A 17,662-nucleotide genomic window follows, 5' to 3' on the forward strand; every position below is an offset into this window, starting at 1 on the left:
GCCAATGTCTGAGCGTATGCTGCAATTCGTTTCGCGTGACCGCGAAATGCCGGACAAGCGCGATGCGGCCGAACGGCGGGACGACTTCCTTGAAATCTATGGGGAGTTTATCGACGCGAAGGCGCGCGAACAGGCGGCACGCTGTTCGCAATGCGGCGTGCCTTTCTGTCAGAATCACTGTCCGCTACAGAATAATATTCCTGACTGGCTGCGTCTCACGGCGGAAGGGCGCATTCGCGAAGCGTGGGAGATTTCCGACGCAACGAACAATATGCCGGAAATCTGTGGTCGAATCTGTCCGCAGGACCGGCTCTGCGAAGGCAGCTGCGTGATCGAACAGTCCGGACACGGCACGGTCACGATCGGGGCGGTCGAGAAATATCTGACGGATCGCGCCTGGGATGAAGGCTGGATAGAGCCGCTGAAACCGCGCCGGGAACGCGGCGCATCGGTCGGGATCATCGGGGCAGGCCCGGCCGGTCTGGCGGCTGCGGAACAGCTCCGGATCGAAGGCTGGCAGGTCACGGTCTATGACCGGCATGACCGCGCTGGGGGCTTGCTGATCTATGGGATCCCGAACTTCAAGCTCGACAAGGCGATCGTGCAGCGCCGGGTCAAGCGGCTCGAAGAGGGCGGTATTGTCTTCGTGCTGAACTGCAATGTCGGGACAGATATCAGCTTCGACAAGCTGCGCGACAAACATCAGGCGATCCTGATCGCAACGGGCGTCTATCAGGCGCGCGATCTCGATGTGCCGGGCAGCGCCTCGGACGGGGTACGGCCTGCGCTTGATTTCCTGATCGACAGTAATCGCCGCGGTCTGGGCGACCGCGTCGACAGCGAAACAGCGGACGGCAAGGATGTCGTCGTTATCGGCGGCGGCGACACGGCGATGGACTGCGTGCGCACGGCGGTGCGCCAGGGCGCGAATAGCGTGACATGTCTCTATCGTCGCGACCACGCGAACATGCCCGGCTCGCGCCGCGAGACGGCCAATGCGCAGGAAGAAGGCGTGCACTTCGAATGGCTCGCCAGCCCGAAGGCTGTGGTCGATACGGACGGGCAGACAACGGGGCTTCGCGCGGACCGGATGCGTCTGGGTCTGAAAGATCCGTCCGGGCGGCAACGGCCCGAAGCCGTGCCTGGTGGCGAATTCGATGTGAAAGCCGATCTGGTGATCAAGGCGCTCGGCTTTACGCCGGAGCCGATGGACGATCTGTCGGACACGCTGACCGTGACGCGTTGGGGAACGCTGCGCGTCAATCCGGTCACGTTCGAGACGAATTTGCCTGGCGTTTATGCGGCTGGCGACATTGCGCGCGGCGCCAGCCTCGTCGTCTGGGCCATTCGCGAAGGTCGGGACGCAGCAGAACATATGCATGACTATCTGCGCACATGCGAAAGCGCGGATCAGAAAGTGGCGGCGGAATAATGACGAATATGACAGGACAATGCCTGTGCGGCGCAGTGCGCGTAGAAACACATGGGGAAGTGACATCAACGGATGCCTGTCACTGCATGATGTGCCGACGCCAGAATGCAGGCGGCGCATTTCACGGCGCGCATTTTTCCGGCGACGTCGCGTTCAAGGGCGACAGCCTGACATGGTTCGCTTCGTCCGATTGGGGCGAGCGAGGCTTCTGCGGGCGCTGCGGCTCGACTCTGGCCTGGCGGATGAAGGCCAGCCCTGACAATCCAGCCGTGGCGATCGGTCTCTTCGATGACTTCAAGACCCCAATTCAGTCTCACATCTTCGTGGATGAAGGCCCGTCCTACACGATCATTCCCGACAATGCCCCGCACAAAACCGGTGCAGAGGTATTGGCAGAGTTCGAAGCCAGCCAGAAACAGGACGAACAATGACCGACTGGCTCGACGATTACGAAGGCAAGCGTGACGCGCTTATCGCGGCGCATGCTTATGACCCGACGCATGAGAAATCCTCCTGCGGGGTCGGCCTCGTGGCCTCAATCGATGGCAAGCCACGTCGCGATGTGGTGGAGAAGTCCATTCAGGCGCTAAAGAACATCTGGCATCGCGGCGCGGTCGACGCGGATGGAAAAACCGGCGACGGGGCGGGTATCCGGCTCGATATTCCGCAGGATTTCTTCCGCGCGCAGATCGAGGAGACGGGTCACAAGCCGTCCACGGCCAAGATCGCCGTCGGCATGATCTTCCTGCCGCGCATCGACATGACGGCACAGGAAGCCGCCCGGACGATCGTGGAATCGGAACTGATCCGCGAAGGCTTCTACATCTATGGCTGGCGTCAGGTTCCGATCGACATCGACGTAATCGGCGACAAGGCGAAAGCGACCCGCCCTGAAATCGAGCAGGTCATGTTTCGTGATCCGCAGGGCCGCAAGGGCAATGCGCTGGAACGCGAGCTGTTCGTCATCCGTCGCCGGATCGAAAAGCGCGTCATCGCAGAGCAGATACCGAGCTTCTATGTCTGCTCGCTATCCGTGCAGACCATTATCTACAAGGGGATGTTCCTGGCGCAGGACATCGACAAATTCTATCCCGACCTGACGGATGATCGCTTCGTCTCGCGCGCTGCGCTCTATCATCAGCGCTATTCGACCAACACGTTTCCGCAATGGTGGCTAGCGCAACCGTTCCGCATGCTGGCCCATAATGGCGAGATCAATACACTGCGCGCCAACATCAATTTCATGAAGAACCATGAGATCAAGATGGCCAGTTCGACGTTCAGGGAACGCGCCAAGGACGTCAAACCGATCATTCAGAAAGGCAGCTCCGACTCTGCAGCGCTGGATTCGGTCTTCGAACTTCTGGTCCGCGCGGGCCGGACCGCACCGATGGCCAAGACATTGCTGATCCCCGAGGCCTACAGCAAACGCGGCGACCTGATGCCCGAAAGTTGGCGGCATCTCTATGCCTATTGCAATGCCGTGATGGAGCCATGGGACGGGCCTGCCGCGCTGGTCGCCTATGATGGCCGCTGGGTTATGGCCGGGCTGGACCGCAACGGGTTGCGCCCCCTGCGATATTCCATCAGCGCGGACGGCATCCTGGCCGTCGGTTCAGAAACGGGCATGTGTCCGATGGACGAAGCCGAAATCGTGCAGCGCGGTGCGTTGCAGCCGGGTCGTATGATCGCCGTCGATCTTGAGGACCCGCGCTTTTACGACTCGCGGGAAATATTGAACGAGTTGGCCGAGAAACGCCCTTACAAGAAGTGGCTGAAAAAGGTCGTCAATCTGGACGAAGCCCTGTCCGGGCCGGAACCCGACCCCCTGCTCTCGGGCGAAGCGCTGATCCGCCGCCAAGTGTCCTGCGGTCAGACGCTGGAAGATATGGAAGTCATCCTGACGCCCATGGCCGAGGGTGGAAAGGAATCCATCGGTTCCATGGGCGATGACACGCCGCTGGCTGTGCTGTCCGATTTCTACCGTCCGCTATCGCATTTTTTCAGGCAGAATTTCAGCCAGGTCACGAACCCGCCGATCGATCCCTTACGCGAAACCCGTGTAATGGGTCTGAAAACGCGCTTCCGCAATTTGCGCAATATACTCGAAGAATCCGGCAGCCAGACCCGAGAAATGCTGGTGCTGGACAGCCCGGTGATGACCAACGGCATGTATGACCGGTTCGCCCGGATGATGGGAACGAAGATCGCGACGATCGATTGCACCTTCCCTGTCCCCACGGACGACATGGTTCCGGGGCGGCGTCTGGTCGATGCGCTGCGTCGCATCAGAACGGAATCCGAGACCGCCGTCCGGGACGGTGTGGAAAATATCGTCCTGACCGACGAGGCCGTCTCCGAAGACCGCGTGGCGGTGCCATCCATTCTGGCAACAGCCGCTGTGCAACAGCATCTCAAGGCGAAGGGGCTGCGCTCGTCCTGCTCGATCATCGTACGCTCTGCCGAATGTCTCGATACGCATTATTTCGCCGTCCTGATCGGCACTGGCGCAACGGCTGTGAATGCCTATATGGCGCAAGCCTCCGTACAGGATCGGGTCCGGCGCGGTTTGATCGACCTGTCGGATGATCAGGCGGTCGCACGCTATAAGGCGGCAATCGAAGGGGGCTTGCTGAAGATCATTTCCAAAATGGGCATCAGCGTCATCAGCTCCTACCGAGGCGGGTTGAACTTCGAAGCGCTGGGCCTATCCCGCGCTCTCGTTGGCGAGTTTTTCCCCGGCATGACGTCCCGCATCTCCGGGATCGGGCTGGCCGGGATTGAGAGCAAATTGCTGGCCATACATGACATGGCTTACGAAGCTTCCGTCGTCCGGCTGCCCGTGGGCGGGCTCTACAAGGTCCGGGCCAAGGGCGAACGTCATGCCTATACAGCCGACATGATCCATATGCTGCAGGAGGCTGTGGGTCGCGAGGATTACGAGCTTTACCGCAGCTACGCCAAAGTCGTGAATGGGGGCGGCGCGATCCAGGTCAGGGACCTGCTGGACATCAAGCCGCTGCGTGAACCGATTGCCCTGTCTCGTGTGCAGTCCGTCAACGAAATCCGTCGCCGTTTCTGCACGCCGGGCATGAGCTTGGGCGCTTTGTCGCCCGAAGCGCACGGGACGCTGAATGTCGCCATGAACCGGATCGGGGCCAAGTCCGTCTCCGGCGAAGGCGGCGAGGATCGCGCGCGCTATCGCCCGCTGCCCAATGGCGATAATCCCAACAGTGCGGTCAAGCAGATCGCATCGGGCCGATTCGGCGTCACGGCGGAATATCTGAACGAATGCCGAGAGATCGAGATCAAGGTGGCCCAAGGCGCAAAGCCCGGCGAAGGTGGGCAACTGCCCGGCTTCAAGGTCACAGACATGATCGCCAAATTCCGCAACGCCACGCCCGGCGTGACGCTGATCAGCCCGCCGCCGCATCACGACATCTACTCGATCGAGGATCTGGCGCAGCTGATCTACGACCTCAAGCAGATCAATCCAACGGCACGCGTCTGCGTCAAGCTGGTCGCCTCGTCCGGTGTCGGCACGATTGCGGCCGGCGTCGCCAAGGCCAAAGCGGATACGATCCTGATTGCCGGCCATAATGGCGGAACGGGCGCGTCGCCCAACACATCGCTGAAGTATGCCGGGATCCCGTGGGAGCTCGGCCTGTCGGAAGCGCATCAGGTGCTGATGCTCAACAATCTTCGCTCCGCCGTCACGCTGCGAACCGACGGCGGGCTGAAGACGGGGCGCGATATTGTCATCGCCGCCATGCTGGGGGCTGAAGAATATGGGATCGGGACGCTAAGCCTCGTCGCCATGGGCTGCATCATGGTGCGCCAGTGCCATTCCAATACATGCCCGGTCGGCGTCTGCGTGCAGGACCCGGCCTTGCGCGAACGGTTCACGGGAACGCCAGAGAAAGTCATTAATTTGATGACCTTCATTGCTGAAGATGTTCGCGAAATTCTTGCCTCGCTAGGGGTCGAGCGGCTGGAAGACATTATCGGGCGGACCGACCTTCTAGCGCAGGTCAGCCGCGGGTCCGAAAATCTCGATGACCTCGACCTCAATCCGATCCTGACAAAGGTCAGCAACGATCCGGTCAAGGATAATCGCAAAGTCCGCACGCCGGTGCCGGACACGCTTGATATCCAGATCGTGCAGGACGCCGCCCAACTCTTCGAACGACGCGAGAAAACTCATCTGACCTATGCCGTCCGGAATACGCACCGGGCCGTGGGGACCCGCACGTCGCATCACATCTTCAAGGCTTTTGGCGCGGAGGGCGTGCCGGATGGACATCTGACCGTGCGCCTGCGCGGCAGTGCCGGACAAAGCCTCGGGGCTTTTGGCATCAGGGGGCTACGCCTTGTCGTGGACGGCGATGCCAACGATTATGTTGGCAAAGGTCTGTCAGGAGCGGAGATCATTGTCGCACCACAGGGCCGCACCCCGATCGAACCACATCTCAGCGCCATTATCGGTAATACCTGCCTTTACGGGGCAACGTCCGGATCGCTAATGGCGGCAGGCCGTGCCGGGGAACGCTTCGCCGTGCGCAATAGCGGCGCGGTCGCCGTGGTCGAAGGTCTCGGCACGAATGGCTGCGAGTATATGACGGGCGGCACTATCGTCATTCTCGGCAGTGTCGGGGACAATTTCGGGGCCGGCATGACGGGCGGCATGGCTTATGTTTTTGACGAGTCGGATGAGTTCGAACGCGCGGTCAATCCCGATAGCGTCATCTGGCAGCGCCTGTCATCGGAACATTACGAAGCGGAGTTGAAAGATCTCGTCCGGCGTCATGCCGAAACCACCGGCTCGGACTTTTCCCGCGCCCTGTTAACCGAATGGGACCATAAGCGCGGCAAATTCTGGCAAATCGTCCCGAAGGAAATGATCGGACGCCTCGACATCCCCATCAGCGAAGCGGCGGAGTAGGCGCTTAGTCGAGGAAAATAGCGAGGGCGATCATGATCAGGATCGCCCAGATGACGAACTTGCCGACATTACTGCCGCGTGATTTGCGCTTGGATTTCCAGCCCTTGTTTTCGGCCCACTCGGAATGATCGCGCTCGCGTTGCGTCTTGCGGGAACGGCGCACCGCATCAGGCTCAGTCTCACGCACTGCGCGCTCCAGCGCGTCCAGACGTTCGCGATCGCCTTTGGTCAGAGCTTTTCGCCGCTCTGCCCGGTCCGGGACGGAAGCAGGCGGGATATAGTCCGCCAGGGTCACAGGTTTGTCGTCGTCTTTGTCTTTTTGGCTCACAGAGGTCTCCCTGACGATCAGATAGCGATTGATCGCTGACGCTGCAATCAGTCCCGTTCGACCGATCATCTGAATCGTCAAAAGCGACTGCGATACGTCACTACCTATGGTCAGGAAATCGTGGTTTGCGTCCTCACGGATCAGTCACAATTTGCCACTGACCGTTGACATAACCGACCCAGGTTTCCGTGGCCGTGTACATTTTGATGTCCATGAGACCGTCCCCGTTCCGATCCTCCAAATGAAGGTCGTGAATCAACTGCTGATTGCCCGTACTCAGACAATCTGAATGCAGGCTATGATCGGATGTGGGCCGCATATTACTGGGAATCATCCCTTGCGATACGAAGCCACCATTTTCATGTGTGTAGACATGAATAGGGTTGGTCGTAGCCCCCGTGAAGTTGAATGGCGATCCAGCTGGAACATGTTCGACGATATAAGCCATTTCATTTCCGGGCAGAATCTTGTCGGACATGCCCCATATGTAGGCCCCCGTCCCCCCTGTGACGCCCGTGCCTGTATCAAGATCGAGGGCTTGGAAGCCCCATGTTCCCGGCTGATCTCGTTGCTCTTCGGCACATTCGTCGAAGGCGTTTGGGTGAGTTTCAGAATTGGCTAGCGCAGCATCACAATTGTCAGGGATGGCGTCATTCGGGTCAGCCTGAAGCGTGAAATAGTTGAACATGACGACGTCCGTGCCTTCGACATTTGACAGGCCGTCCGCAGGATAGTGGACGCACCCATCCATCAGGTCACCCTGCCAGTGCTGGACAGGTCCTTTGATAGGAGTGCCATTTCCGTCAACGCCGATTGGCTCAACCCGAATTGTCGTCGTGTAAAAACTGCGGAAATTTGACCATAGCAGGCTGTTTTGAAGCGTCCCACAACAGGAGTCCCGATACGCCCGCGAGGCAGGCGATCGGAGCGGAGTTGGCGGAGCGGGACGGCTCGAGATGAGGCTAGCTGGGGTCAGGCCAGACCGCCAGTGGGATTCAGCCACACGGATATGTGCGACTGAGCGGGCTGGGCTCAGCAAAAGGGTCACAGTCCTTCGAAAGTGACATGGGGCGCGGGTTCCGATCCATTGAAGGATACGGAAGGAGACACACCTATTTACAACGGATCGGAACCCACGCGCCTGATCGAGCACACCCGGTCGTCAGCGCCGTGGCCCCAAGGGGCCGCCATGGCCTCACCCCGGAGCGGGATAGATAGACGCCGCGGCTTTCGACCGCAGCTCTGTCATCCCAGTGTTGACGGGAGAGCGCACGGAAGCGGGAGTGTCAGGCCCCGCCATTCCTCCGCTCGTATCTCGCCCCCGCCTCACCATCGATCGCTTCGCCGGGTGGAGCCATGTGTGCTGCGTAACCTCACACACCGCCCCGCCCAACCAGACCTCGCCACGACCAGAGCAACGCACTCTCCCATGCCCGTGACGAGTGGAAGCAGTATAGGGTGGCGGTTTTAGGCGGGGATTGAGTTTGTGCGGGGCGGGGATTGTTTTCAGCACGTTCGATATGTGAAAAAATGAGAATTACACACCTCATTCTTCAGGGTTTTTGCAGGAGGACAGTTCGTTTTCCACAAAAGAGTCATATCTCAGATAAGGAGACCCGCTATCATGAATAACCAAAGTATAGTTTTGCGTCATCTCGTTTTCGAAAGGCCAAGGCGAAAAGGAGAAAGATAAAGACAAATCTCCCCAGCTTTCAGTTCCAATATTAGCAACAAGTTCTTCGCAATTACGTATCGTGAAATTATCTGAGCTCTCCCACAAATACCGTTCAGAAGTTGAAAGCTGAACAAATTCCTCGCAGGCTGTAAATTCCAGCTTTCTAATTTCCTCTAAAGGATCATAAACGCATACTTTCATGTGGTTCTTATAGCTGCATGCCGGAAGGAAGGCGGTAACAAGAATTAGCCAAACTGTAGCCCTAGCTTCATAAATATTTGGAAAATATACATTAACCTTACCAGTTGATTCTTCCATTACACCTCGTTCCAGTGATTGTGTCCTTATTTATTCCCCACCAAGAACCCCCGTCCTCTGATCCATGACTGCCTTCATCTGTATCGTCATTTGCATTCTGATCATTATTGTATAAATTATCCCGCGTCTCTCCGTCCTGTACTATAGTCTTGAGTTCACTGTCGTCTAGCTTCCTTCTATTCGCAGCGGCGACAATAGAGTTGAAATTATTCTGCACATCCATACCCGTGTCTAACAATGTACCCTCATAACCACTTAGTCCGATTTTTGCGAGGAGTCCGTTTGCAGAATCGATGGCTTCCTTGCCTGACAATATAACAAACGCACCTGCAGCCCCAGTATATAACTCATTGCTCATTCTATACGCTGCTTCCGAATGCCGCCGGGCGTCATTTATGTCGCCACCTACGGCTCCGCGAACCGTATGATTTTTTGTGGCGTCACGTTGGATTGTTAAAGCGGTTTGAATGTCATGTTCAAGAACATGCTTTGTAAAATGAAGTCATGCCAAACTCGAATTTCCATCCGGGTCCACCATATTCATTGGGTCGCCCAGCGTGTAGCTATACCGTCCTACCATCCCGGTCCGGCGGTCCGTCATGAACCCTACCGGATCCACACTGGTAAACCGTGAGCTGACTGGATCGTAATAGCGGGCCTGCATGTAGGTCAGGCCGGTCTCGCAGTCATTGGCGTGGGTGGTGAAGCCCGTGACGCCGCAGTTCGAACCCTGCCCGAAGGCCGGATCGAAGCCTTTCACACGTCTTAACCTGCGGAACTATACGTGTAAATCAATGGCATGGAGTCTATAAACCCGACGCCTATCAATCTATCCGGCATAGTGGCTATTCACTTAATTTCTCAACGTGAAATTCGTGTTGCGGATTCAATGTTTTGGCAAGACGTTATTCCATCAAGAAAATATGCCGTATGATTTAACTTATAATCCCCATTACCGTCTACATCGAAGCTGTAAAAATCAGTGTTCTTATCCTCGAAAGGCCAAGACGAGTGGTAATATTCATATCGAAAATTTTTGCCTGTTGCAATCTTTATGTCGAAACTCAATTTGTCACAATTTCCAACGTTTATAGGGTATTCGTTCTCCCAAACGAGTGGCGAGATACTTGATAGAGAATATTCATTGCTGCAGTCACTAAACACGACTTCAGATATCTGCTCGATATCGTCAAAAACGCAAACTTTAGCATAATTATTGTAAGTGCACGCGGAAATACCCGATGCAGCCATGATCATTGTGAGTATATAAGTGGTACGGATCATTTGGATTGGAACTTCTTGATGCCAGGCACCTGCATCGCCCAGTTTTTATTTTTAATTAAAGTTGCGAAAGAATATATTACTTTTTTTGAAAGATACATAAAATGCTAATATCAACACAACTGCAGTTACCACAACCGCAATAGCTCTCATTTGATCTTCAAACAGCAGAAAGGGAAAGAGGAACACAATGGATGCCCCCAACAGAACACCTATAATAGATTTAGACCCATTGTCCTTGTCAAAGCTACGCTGCTTTCTTTTTGGTATTCCAGCCACAGCTTCCGTCTTCTCCCAATGTACAAATTTTTTGACGTTGCCTTAGCCTCGTCGCAGCATTATTATAAGTTACTGTAACATCGCCGCCTTCAGCATTGAAATCTACATTACGCACCTTTATTTGTATCCGAGTTTTCAGTCTCATTCCAATTCAAGAATTTGACTTAATGTTAAACTCCAAGGTGGGCGCACCTCCAGAACCTCGTCCGGTTGTCTCATGCATATGTACGCTATACCGATTGTATCACCTACTTCTTACGCCGTTCAATCACTTAAACATCAATCTAGAGCCGATTTTTATTGTAATTAAGGTCAATATCGACAATAATACTGGTGTTATTGATCCGGTTCTTGCAAACCAGACCAAAAACACGCCACCAAATATAAGCCAAGTCCAGATTTCGAAAATAGTTTTATTTTTCATATTCATATCAATTTGCAAATTAGGTTCGAATTAACGCCCTATATCATCTTGATGCGGCAGCAGCTTCTAGCATGAACTCGTGCCGTCCCCTGATGATTTACATGTAACTTTTTGTTTGAGACGGGAGCCAGTTCTAGTGAATGAGAATGTTTGGGTAGAGCTATCAACCTGAGTGACCTCAATGTCTTTTCCTAAATATCTTGATGCCAAATTTGATGCATTTGAAGATGATACTTCGCCTCCAATCAACATATCAATCGTATTAGCAAAATCTTTTGTACTGAATAAATTTCGTGTGTTCACCTCACCTCCAGTCAGTCCAGCGGCATAACCTAAACCTACAGCGATATCCCCTGAATTATTGAACTCTGTAGATGAATTTGGCTCGGATAGAGTAATTCCTATTGCAGGTGTGTCACCTACTAACTGTGAACCCCTACCATAAAAATCTTCGTTTCCTCCCCTGAAGTATCCAAGATCGACACCTACGCCACCTCCAAAGCCTCCTTGTCGCCCAGTCGTTGAGTAAATACTTATATCTGGAAGAAATCCGGTTCTTCTCTCTGGCGAAAAATCGACGGCCACTCCTAAGTTGACCGTGTACCCTATGCCTGCGACGAAATAACCACCTACTGAGATATGAACTTTATCTGTTCCGTATGGGTCTAGAAAGCTAATTGGGTCATTCTCAACATAGCCATATCTGTTAATCATCCCCGTATTTCCAGTATTTGTAAACGTCACAGGATCCACACTGGTAAAGCGTGAGCTGACGGGATCGTAGTAGCGGGCCTGCATGTAGGTCAGGCCGGTCTCGCAGTCATTGGCATGGGTGGTGAAGCCCGTGACGCCGCAGTTCGAGCCCTGTCCGAAGGCCGGATCGAAGCCTGTATTGCCCGTGCCGTGCCAGCTGGTCGTGGGCTGCATGCCGTAAGGGGTCTGGAACTGCTGGAACACGTCCGCGCCGACCGTTTCCGTCCCGCCCATGCCATGCGTCCCGCGGATCGGCGTGCCGAGATGGTCCGTATGGAAGTAGGTCAGCTTCGTGCCCGTCCACTTGCCCAGCGCCTGACCGGATTCCAGATAGAGCCGCTCTACCCCTTCGCCGTCCGCTTCCTTGTGGGACAGCATCAGCCGCCCGGCAAAGTCATAGACATAGAAGCTGTTGCGCCCGTTCATCGTCATCTGAACGCGCTTGCCTTCGCCGTTATATTCGAAGGTGCCGTTGACAGGAGACCCGTCCGGAACCTGACCGGACATGGCGATCATCTGATCCGACAGGTCGTAGGTCATCGTCTTCGTCCGGTTGATGCCGCCGAAGAAATCCACAAAGGTGGATGTGGTCAGGTTGCCGCGATCATCATGGGTGAGCGCGCGCGTCCCTGTGCCGCCATGGGTTGGCATGAGACTGTCGATCGATGTGCTCAGATGATTTTTCGCTGGATCATAGTTCAGATTGACAGACCGCGGCGAGCCCCCCGTGGTGAGCGATTTACTCAGTAGATTGCCGAGCCCGTCATAGGTGAACAGGCCAGACCCCCACCAGCCATTGGCGTGGGTCATCTGCCCCAACCCGTCATATTGAAGGCCGGTGGTCGTATGCGACTTCCAGCCTGCGCCGATGCCGGGCGTCGAGGCATCCAGAATCGCGGTAATCTGGCTGTTGGAATTGTAGCTGTAATCGAGGTCCAGCGCCGTCAGCAAGCCGCCGACAGAGCGGATGCAATGGCGTGTACTCCACTAGCAGCCCCCGTGCGGCGGATGGCCCAGCGCGTCATACTTCTATAACCCTGATTTAGAAAATATGCTTAGTAGAATTATTGAATTGGAAGCAGAGGACTAGCTAAGTCTTAGAAGATGATCGTACGCTTCACCTGGGTCGAAGTCTGAGCGTTGAGCGCCTGGCCCAAAGTAGGCTAAGGATCCGATTATATTTCCACATAGTATCAATATATTAATACGGTCAATGATCGGTAAGCTTATTCCATAAAGGCTGGATCCGTTTGATTCGGAGCAACTTACAGCCTGGATAACATCTTCGGATAGCCGTAAACTTTTCGGAAGCGATATCTCATTCTTTAATTTCTGTGTATTATTCGCATTAATGCATATTCGCCATCCTTCTTCGTCACCTTCGCAATATGGCGCACTCTGAATAATTATCCGCTTATCGGCCTCGAAGCCTAAGACAATCGAATCCAGTTTTCCGTGATTCAACCTGCGAAAACTTAGCTGGAATTCCACATCTCTAATTTTTTGTAGTTCTTTTAAAATTTCGCTGGGCTGAGTAATCACTAAAAATCCTCTTTTATTCCGGGTAATGTAATGTTTCTTTTGGCTTGGTAGCTGTTGCTGGTATATCTATTCTCTTACCTTCACCTCCTTCTCTGGTTCCGGGACGTATTACTACGCCATTATCTCCAATCCTCGTGCCTTCGGGATATGTGCTATCTTCGGGTGCAGGTTCACTATTGCCTCCAGTAAGTGTTTCGAAATCCTCGTCTGCGTCGCCTGTACCACCGTTTTCTGGAGCAAGCGGACCGCTGTTTACACGTCCTTTGTTCCCAGGATTTTGATCTGTTCCTACAAGGTCTTCTGGTGCGGGTGGATTATCACCTTCTTGACCGGTCGGTTCGGTGTTATCGTTTGATAGTATTTCATAAGCGACGACACTGCCGACAACTACAACCTCAATTATAGTCTTAGCGACTGCGGCACATCCTGCCGTTATTGGTGGGACTGCGCATGCAGCCACTGCAGCATTCCCATCAGGATCTAATAAGTTAATCGGATCATTGAGCGTGTACCCATACCGGTTCACCATCCCGGTCCGGCCGTCTGTCATAAAGTCCATTGGATCTACACTGGTAAAGCGTGAGCTGACGGGATCGTAGTAGCGGGCCTGCATGTAGGTCAGGCCGGTCTCGCAGTCATTGGCGTGGGTGGTGAAGCCCGTGACGCCGCAGTTCGAACCCTGCCCGAAGGCCGGATCGAAGCCTGTATTGCCCGTGCCGTGCCAGCTGGTCGTAGGCTGCATACCGTAAGGGGTCTGGAACTGCTGGAACACGTCCGCGCCGGCCGTTTCCGTCCCGCCCATGCCATGCGTCCCCCGGATCGGCGTGCCGAGATGGTCCGTGTGGAAGTAGGTCAGCTTCCTGCCCGTCCACTTGCCCAGCGCCTGACCGGATTCCAGGTAGAGCCGCTCTACCCCTTCGCCGTCCGCTTCCTTGTGGGACAGCATCAGCCGCCCGGCAAAGTCATAGACATAGAAGCTGTTGCGCCCGTTCATCGTCATCTGAACGCGCTTGCCTTCGCCGTTATATTCGAAGGTGCCGTTGACGGGAGACCCGTCCGGAACCTGACCGGACATGGCGATCATCTGATCCGACAGGTCGTAGGTCATCGTCTTCGTCCGGTTGATGCCGCCGAAGAAATCCACAAAGGTGGATGTGGTCAGGTTGCCGCGATCATCATGGGTGAGCGCGCGCGTCCCTGTGCCGCCATGGGTTGGCATGAGACTGTCGATCGATGTGCTCAGATGATTTTTCGCTGGATCATAGTTCAGATTGACAGACCGCGGCGAGCCCCCCGTGGTGAGCGATTTACTCAGTAGATTGCCGAGCCCGTCATAGGTGAACAGGCCAGACCCCCACCAGCCATTGGCGTGGGTCATCTGCCCCAACCCGTTATATTGAAGGCCGGTGGTCGTATGCGACTTCCAGCCTGCGCCGATGCCGGGCGTCGAGGCATCCAGAATCGCGGTAATCTGGCTGTTGGAATTGTAGCTGTAATCGAGGTCCAGCGCCGTCAGCAAGCCGCCGACAGAGCGGATGCGGTCTGTGCGCTGCAATGGATCGACCGTCCGCGTGTAGGACTGGCTATTGCCCATGAGGTAGCCGGCAAGACTGCTGTCCGGATGGTAGGTGATATTGTTGGCATAGTAATAGCTGCCCTGACGCATATGTTGCTGATGGCCAAAACTGTCATTCGTCCACTCATAGAGATTGTTGGACGAGTAGCGTCGGGATTTCATGAAGACGTTCGCATCATAGCTATATTGATGCATGAAGGCGACATGAGCGCCGTCGATCTGCTGCGTCTCGGACAACACATTGTTGAGCTCGTCATAGATGCGGTGGAGCTCATTGACGACGGAGGCGGTCGGCATCGTCCCCGTACCTGCATTGATGAAGCCGCGGCGGGTCTGCTGCAGATTGCCGTTCCAGTCGTAGAAGTTCTCAATGTCGAGCGTCGCAGAATCCGCAAAATCGGTGGCTTCGACCCAGCCCATCGGGCTGTACTCGGTCTCGATCCGGAAATGGCTTTTTCCGCTATCGGTCAGATTGGAGGCGCAGTCCGTGTTGCCAGCGGCATCAAACCCCGTTCCAGTAAATCCTTGTCCTTTTGCATGTGAGGTCAATCTGTCTGCGGCGTCATAGCTGAAGCGTGTTTCGCCATGTTCCGGGACGAAATGGCGACACAGCCGCATCCGATCATCATGGCGCATATATTGCGTCACGCTTCGTGATTGGGTGCTGATCAGATCGTTTTGAGTCAGCTGGATCAGATTGCCGAACATATCGTAACTCAGCAGCGTTTCCCGACCGGGTTCGTCAATCCGCAGTGGGGCACCCTTGCCCGGACCGTTGAACCCATCCTTAAAGGTTGTCGTGACATGACCGGAGGGGTTCGTGGCGGTCGTCCTGTTCAGACTGGAATAGGCCAGTGTCGAAACTACGGCACTGTCCATGCTGTCTTCGGTGCGAATCAGGCGCTTGAGCAGATCATATTCGCTGATGACTCCATTGGTCTGCGCCGCAATGGCGCTCACAGACGGGCGCGACTGGAACACAGTATTTCCAGCGAGGTCATAGCGTGTTTCGGCAAACGCCTCCCACAGCCCTCCCGGAGCACTCGACGCATCGGTCGCCCTGCGGTGCGTCGTCATGGGACGGAACAAGCCATCATAATCGACCGTCGTCGTCCCTGCGCCCCGTATGACGGTCTGGCGCATGGCGACCGAACTGGATGGATTGAAACTATAGCTCAGATTGGCTGTGTTAAAGAATGACCCCGGCGGGTTGACGGAGTCGAGCCACCCCATCGCATTATAGCCATAGGCCGTCTGATGGCCATTGGCGTCAGTGGTGGTGAGCTCCCAGCCATTATCATTAACCGTCCGATAGAGCGTCCGACCATCCCAACGGGTGATGGTTTGTGGTTTGCCGCGATGCCAGTTGCTGAAGCTGGCCGTATGTCCGAGCGCATTGGTGACGGTGTGCAGGGCACCCTTGAACAACGCGCCAGTGTGATAGGTGTACGAACCGCGTAATATGCCGAACTTGGAATATGTCGCGACCCGGCCATTGGCGTCGTAGGTCAGCGATTCCCACGGCTTGCCTTGGAAGGTGGTGGTCTTGGGAAGACCGAGAATCCACTTCGTCGAGTTATGCTCGTAGGTATGATTGATCGTGCGAGTCCCGCTGAAGCTGGATGTCGATATGCTCGTAATGGGACGCCCCCAACTATAGGTCGAGCTCGACGTGTTCACGTCATATTGTTGCGTTGACGTATAGCTGTCACCATCCTGAGAGATGACCGTACTGCTCGTGTGGGTCGGGTAGAACGTGGAGTCAGGGGTCGATCCTGTTCCATGAGTTGGAAAGCCGAATGACGTTGGCTGCTTGACGTAACTGTAGGTCTCATTCCTGAGGACCGTTGCGCCATCTTTTGTGACTTTTGTGGCCAACTTTCCGCCAAGCGGCTCAGCCGTCCAGTAATGCCGATAGACGATCACCCGGCCCGATGGCTCGGTGACAGACGAGGTGTTCGTCCGGTCTGATGATGAGGACCCAGGCGCACCGTTATCTTCTTCGTAAGAGAAGTTCCATTCATGCTGGGGCAAGCCCGGGCCGTTCAACCGCTTGCGAACAAGGGACATAATGCCGGCCCGCTCTAGAACTTGTGGCGGCTGACCATTTCCCGGTGTGATTTCATTGAACCCTGGGCAACCCAGAGAAATATCTTCCTGAAGATTGAATCCGATCCGCTGACGGGTATCGATAAGCCGGAATGTTCCGGTCACACCATAAGGATGCGTCACGGTAAGGTTCTGCGTCAGCTGGCGGCATGTATAGTTCGGACCGGGATCGACTGACATACCGCCAAGGTCATAGGACCAGCTTCGTCCGTCCGGCTGGATGACAGTAACCAGCGAATTGGGAATCGGTCCCGGTGTCGCAGGATATTCCGACAATGACTTCTGCTGATAGGCATAGCTCCATGTCCGTGCATAGGCCGTTCCGGGGTTGACCGTCGCGGATTGGATAATTTTGGACGAGCCGGAATAATTTAAATTGATCCGTCTGCCATCACTGGCACGGATAGCTGTCAGGCGGTTTAAGGTGTCATAGTCATAATTCACCGTGTTGCCGTTCACATCGGTGACTTGCGTCGCAGCCAGGATGTTTCTTGTCCGAGCCATTTCGACAGTGCCGCTGCTTCGCGACCCAAGATAGTCGGCTTCAACCGTATAGAAGCGATCAAAACGATATTGTGTGCCGTCCGGACTATGTCCGATGAACCCTTGACCGTTATTGGCGCTGCCGCAAGTCAAACGCCAACCATCAACCGTCGTCATTTCTGTGCCCGCAGGAAATGGCGATGCACTTCCCGGCGTGTACTGCAAGACATCCTTTGACCCCTCGCCCGGAATATCCATTTTCAGGCCAGCCGTATACTGATGGCGATACCATACTGATCCGTTGATGGACTCAGGTGGGAACGATTGATCAAACGTATTTATGCAGCGATTGCCTATCCAATCCGAGCCTGTCTTCTTCAGTACATGCATGCGCGGGACATCGATCTGCCAGTCACCAAACTCGACTGAGACATTGCGCTTGTAATGCCGTCCATTTGAGATTTTACGGGTAATCGCAACGGGCAACTTAAAGTTACCCGGCAGACTGACATCAGTTGTT

The 17,662-nt window shown here is 55.1% G+C and carries 10 protein-coding genes; 3 read left to right on the forward strand and 7 right to left on the reverse strand.

What is annotated here, in order from left to right; genetic code table 11:
• The first annotated feature begins 4 nt into the window (after window positions 1-4).
• The 3 genes from AB6B39_RS13620 to gltB are packed head-to-tail and all read left to right on the forward strand — an operon-like array spanning window position 5 to window position 6,374.
• Window positions 5-1,432 carry an NAD(P)-dependent oxidoreductase gene (locus AB6B39_RS13620; protein WP_348520204.1) on the forward strand — a complete coding sequence of 476 codons (1,428 nt, stop codon included), beginning with the start codon at window positions 5-7 and terminating at the stop codon, window positions 1,430-1,432.
• Entirely contained in the window at window positions 1,432-1,863 is a 432-nt protein-coding gene (locus tag AB6B39_RS13625) for a GFA family protein (RefSeq protein ID WP_284373845.1), read from the forward strand. The genes AB6B39_RS13620 and AB6B39_RS13625 overlap by 1 nt, the downstream gene beginning before the upstream one ends.
• The gene (gene gltB, locus AB6B39_RS13630; RefSeq protein WP_284373843.1) at window positions 1,860-6,374 is read left to right on the forward strand and encodes a glutamate synthase large subunit; all 4,515 of its coding nucleotides are present in this window, start codon (window positions 1,860-1,862) and stop codon (window positions 6,372-6,374) included. The genes AB6B39_RS13625 and gltB overlap by 4 nt, the downstream gene beginning before the upstream one ends.
• A 4-nt stretch (window positions 6,375-6,378) precedes the next feature.
• Here gltB and AB6B39_RS13635 read toward each other — a convergent pair whose 3' ends face one another.
• From AB6B39_RS13635 to AB6B39_RS13665, 7 genes are all read right to left on the reverse strand, one after another.
• A complete protein-coding gene (locus AB6B39_RS13635; protein ID WP_284373841.1) occupies window positions 6,379-6,702 on the reverse strand; it encodes a hypothetical protein in 324 nt (107 codons plus the stop codon).
• Between the two features lie 133 nt (window positions 6,703-6,835).
• Window positions 6,836-7,453, reverse strand: coding sequence for a hypothetical protein (locus tag AB6B39_RS13640; RefSeq protein ID WP_371398626.1), 618 nt, complete (start codon window positions 7,451-7,453; stop codon window positions 6,836-6,838).
• Window positions 7,454-8,248: 795 nt separating this feature from the next.
• Window positions 8,249-8,695, reverse strand: coding sequence for a hypothetical protein (locus AB6B39_RS13645; RefSeq protein ID WP_371398627.1), 447 nt, complete (start codon window positions 8,693-8,695; stop codon window positions 8,249-8,251).
• Complete coding sequence (locus AB6B39_RS13650) at window positions 8,676-9,053, reverse strand: hypothetical protein (RefSeq protein WP_284373835.1); 378 nt, start codon at window positions 9,051-9,053, stop codon at window positions 8,676-8,678. The genes AB6B39_RS13645 and AB6B39_RS13650 overlap by 20 nt, the downstream gene beginning before the upstream one ends.
• 144 nt (window positions 9,054-9,197) lie before the next feature.
• Window positions 9,198-9,455, reverse strand: coding sequence for an RHS repeat-associated core domain-containing protein (locus AB6B39_RS13655; RefSeq protein ID WP_284373833.1), 258 nt, complete (start codon window positions 9,453-9,455; stop codon window positions 9,198-9,200).
• A 1,290-nt stretch (window positions 9,456-10,745) separates the two neighbouring features.
• Complete coding sequence (locus tag AB6B39_RS13660) at window positions 10,746-12,383, reverse strand: RHS repeat-associated core domain-containing protein (protein WP_371398628.1); 1,638 nt, start codon at window positions 12,381-12,383, stop codon at window positions 10,746-10,748.
• A 604-nt stretch (window positions 12,384-12,987) separates the two neighbouring features.
• Window positions 12,988-17,319 (reverse strand): RHS repeat-associated core domain-containing protein, encoded by a 4,332-nt coding sequence (locus AB6B39_RS13665; RefSeq protein ID WP_371398629.1) that lies wholly within the window; start codon window positions 17,317-17,319, stop codon window positions 12,988-12,990.
• Between the last annotated feature and the right edge of the window lie 343 nt (window positions 17,320-17,662).

The organism is Algimonas porphyrae (assembly GCF_041429795.1).
GTDB classification, from domain to species: domain Bacteria; phylum Pseudomonadota; class Alphaproteobacteria; order Caulobacterales; family Maricaulaceae; genus Litorimonas; species Litorimonas porphyrae.

Coding starts and splice junctions, on each gene's coding strand:
- AB6B39_RS13620 (WP_348520204.1), top strand. CDS start 5: ATGTCTGAGCGTATGCTGCAATTCGTTTCGCGTGACCGCGAAATGCCG.
- AB6B39_RS13625 (WP_284373845.1), top strand. CDS start 1,432: ATGACGAATATGACAGGACAATGCCTGTGCGGCGCAGTGCGCGTAGAA.
- gltB (WP_284373843.1), top strand. CDS start 1,860: ATGACCGACTGGCTCGACGATTACGAAGGCAAGCGTGACGCGCTTATC.
- AB6B39_RS13640 (WP_371398626.1), bottom strand. CDS start 7,453: ATGGATGGGTGCGTCCACTATCCTGCGGACGGCCTGTCAAATGTCGAA.
- AB6B39_RS13645 (WP_371398627.1), bottom strand. CDS start 8,695: ATGGAAGAATCAACTGGTAAGGTTAATGTATATTTTCCAAATATTTAT.
- AB6B39_RS13650 (WP_284373835.1), bottom strand. CDS start 9,053: ATGAGCAATGAGTTATATACTGGGGCTGCAGGTGCGTTTGTTATATTG.
- AB6B39_RS13665 (WP_371398629.1), bottom strand. CDS start 17,319: ATGACGACGGTTGATGGTTGGCGTTTGACTTGCGGCAGCGCCAATAAC.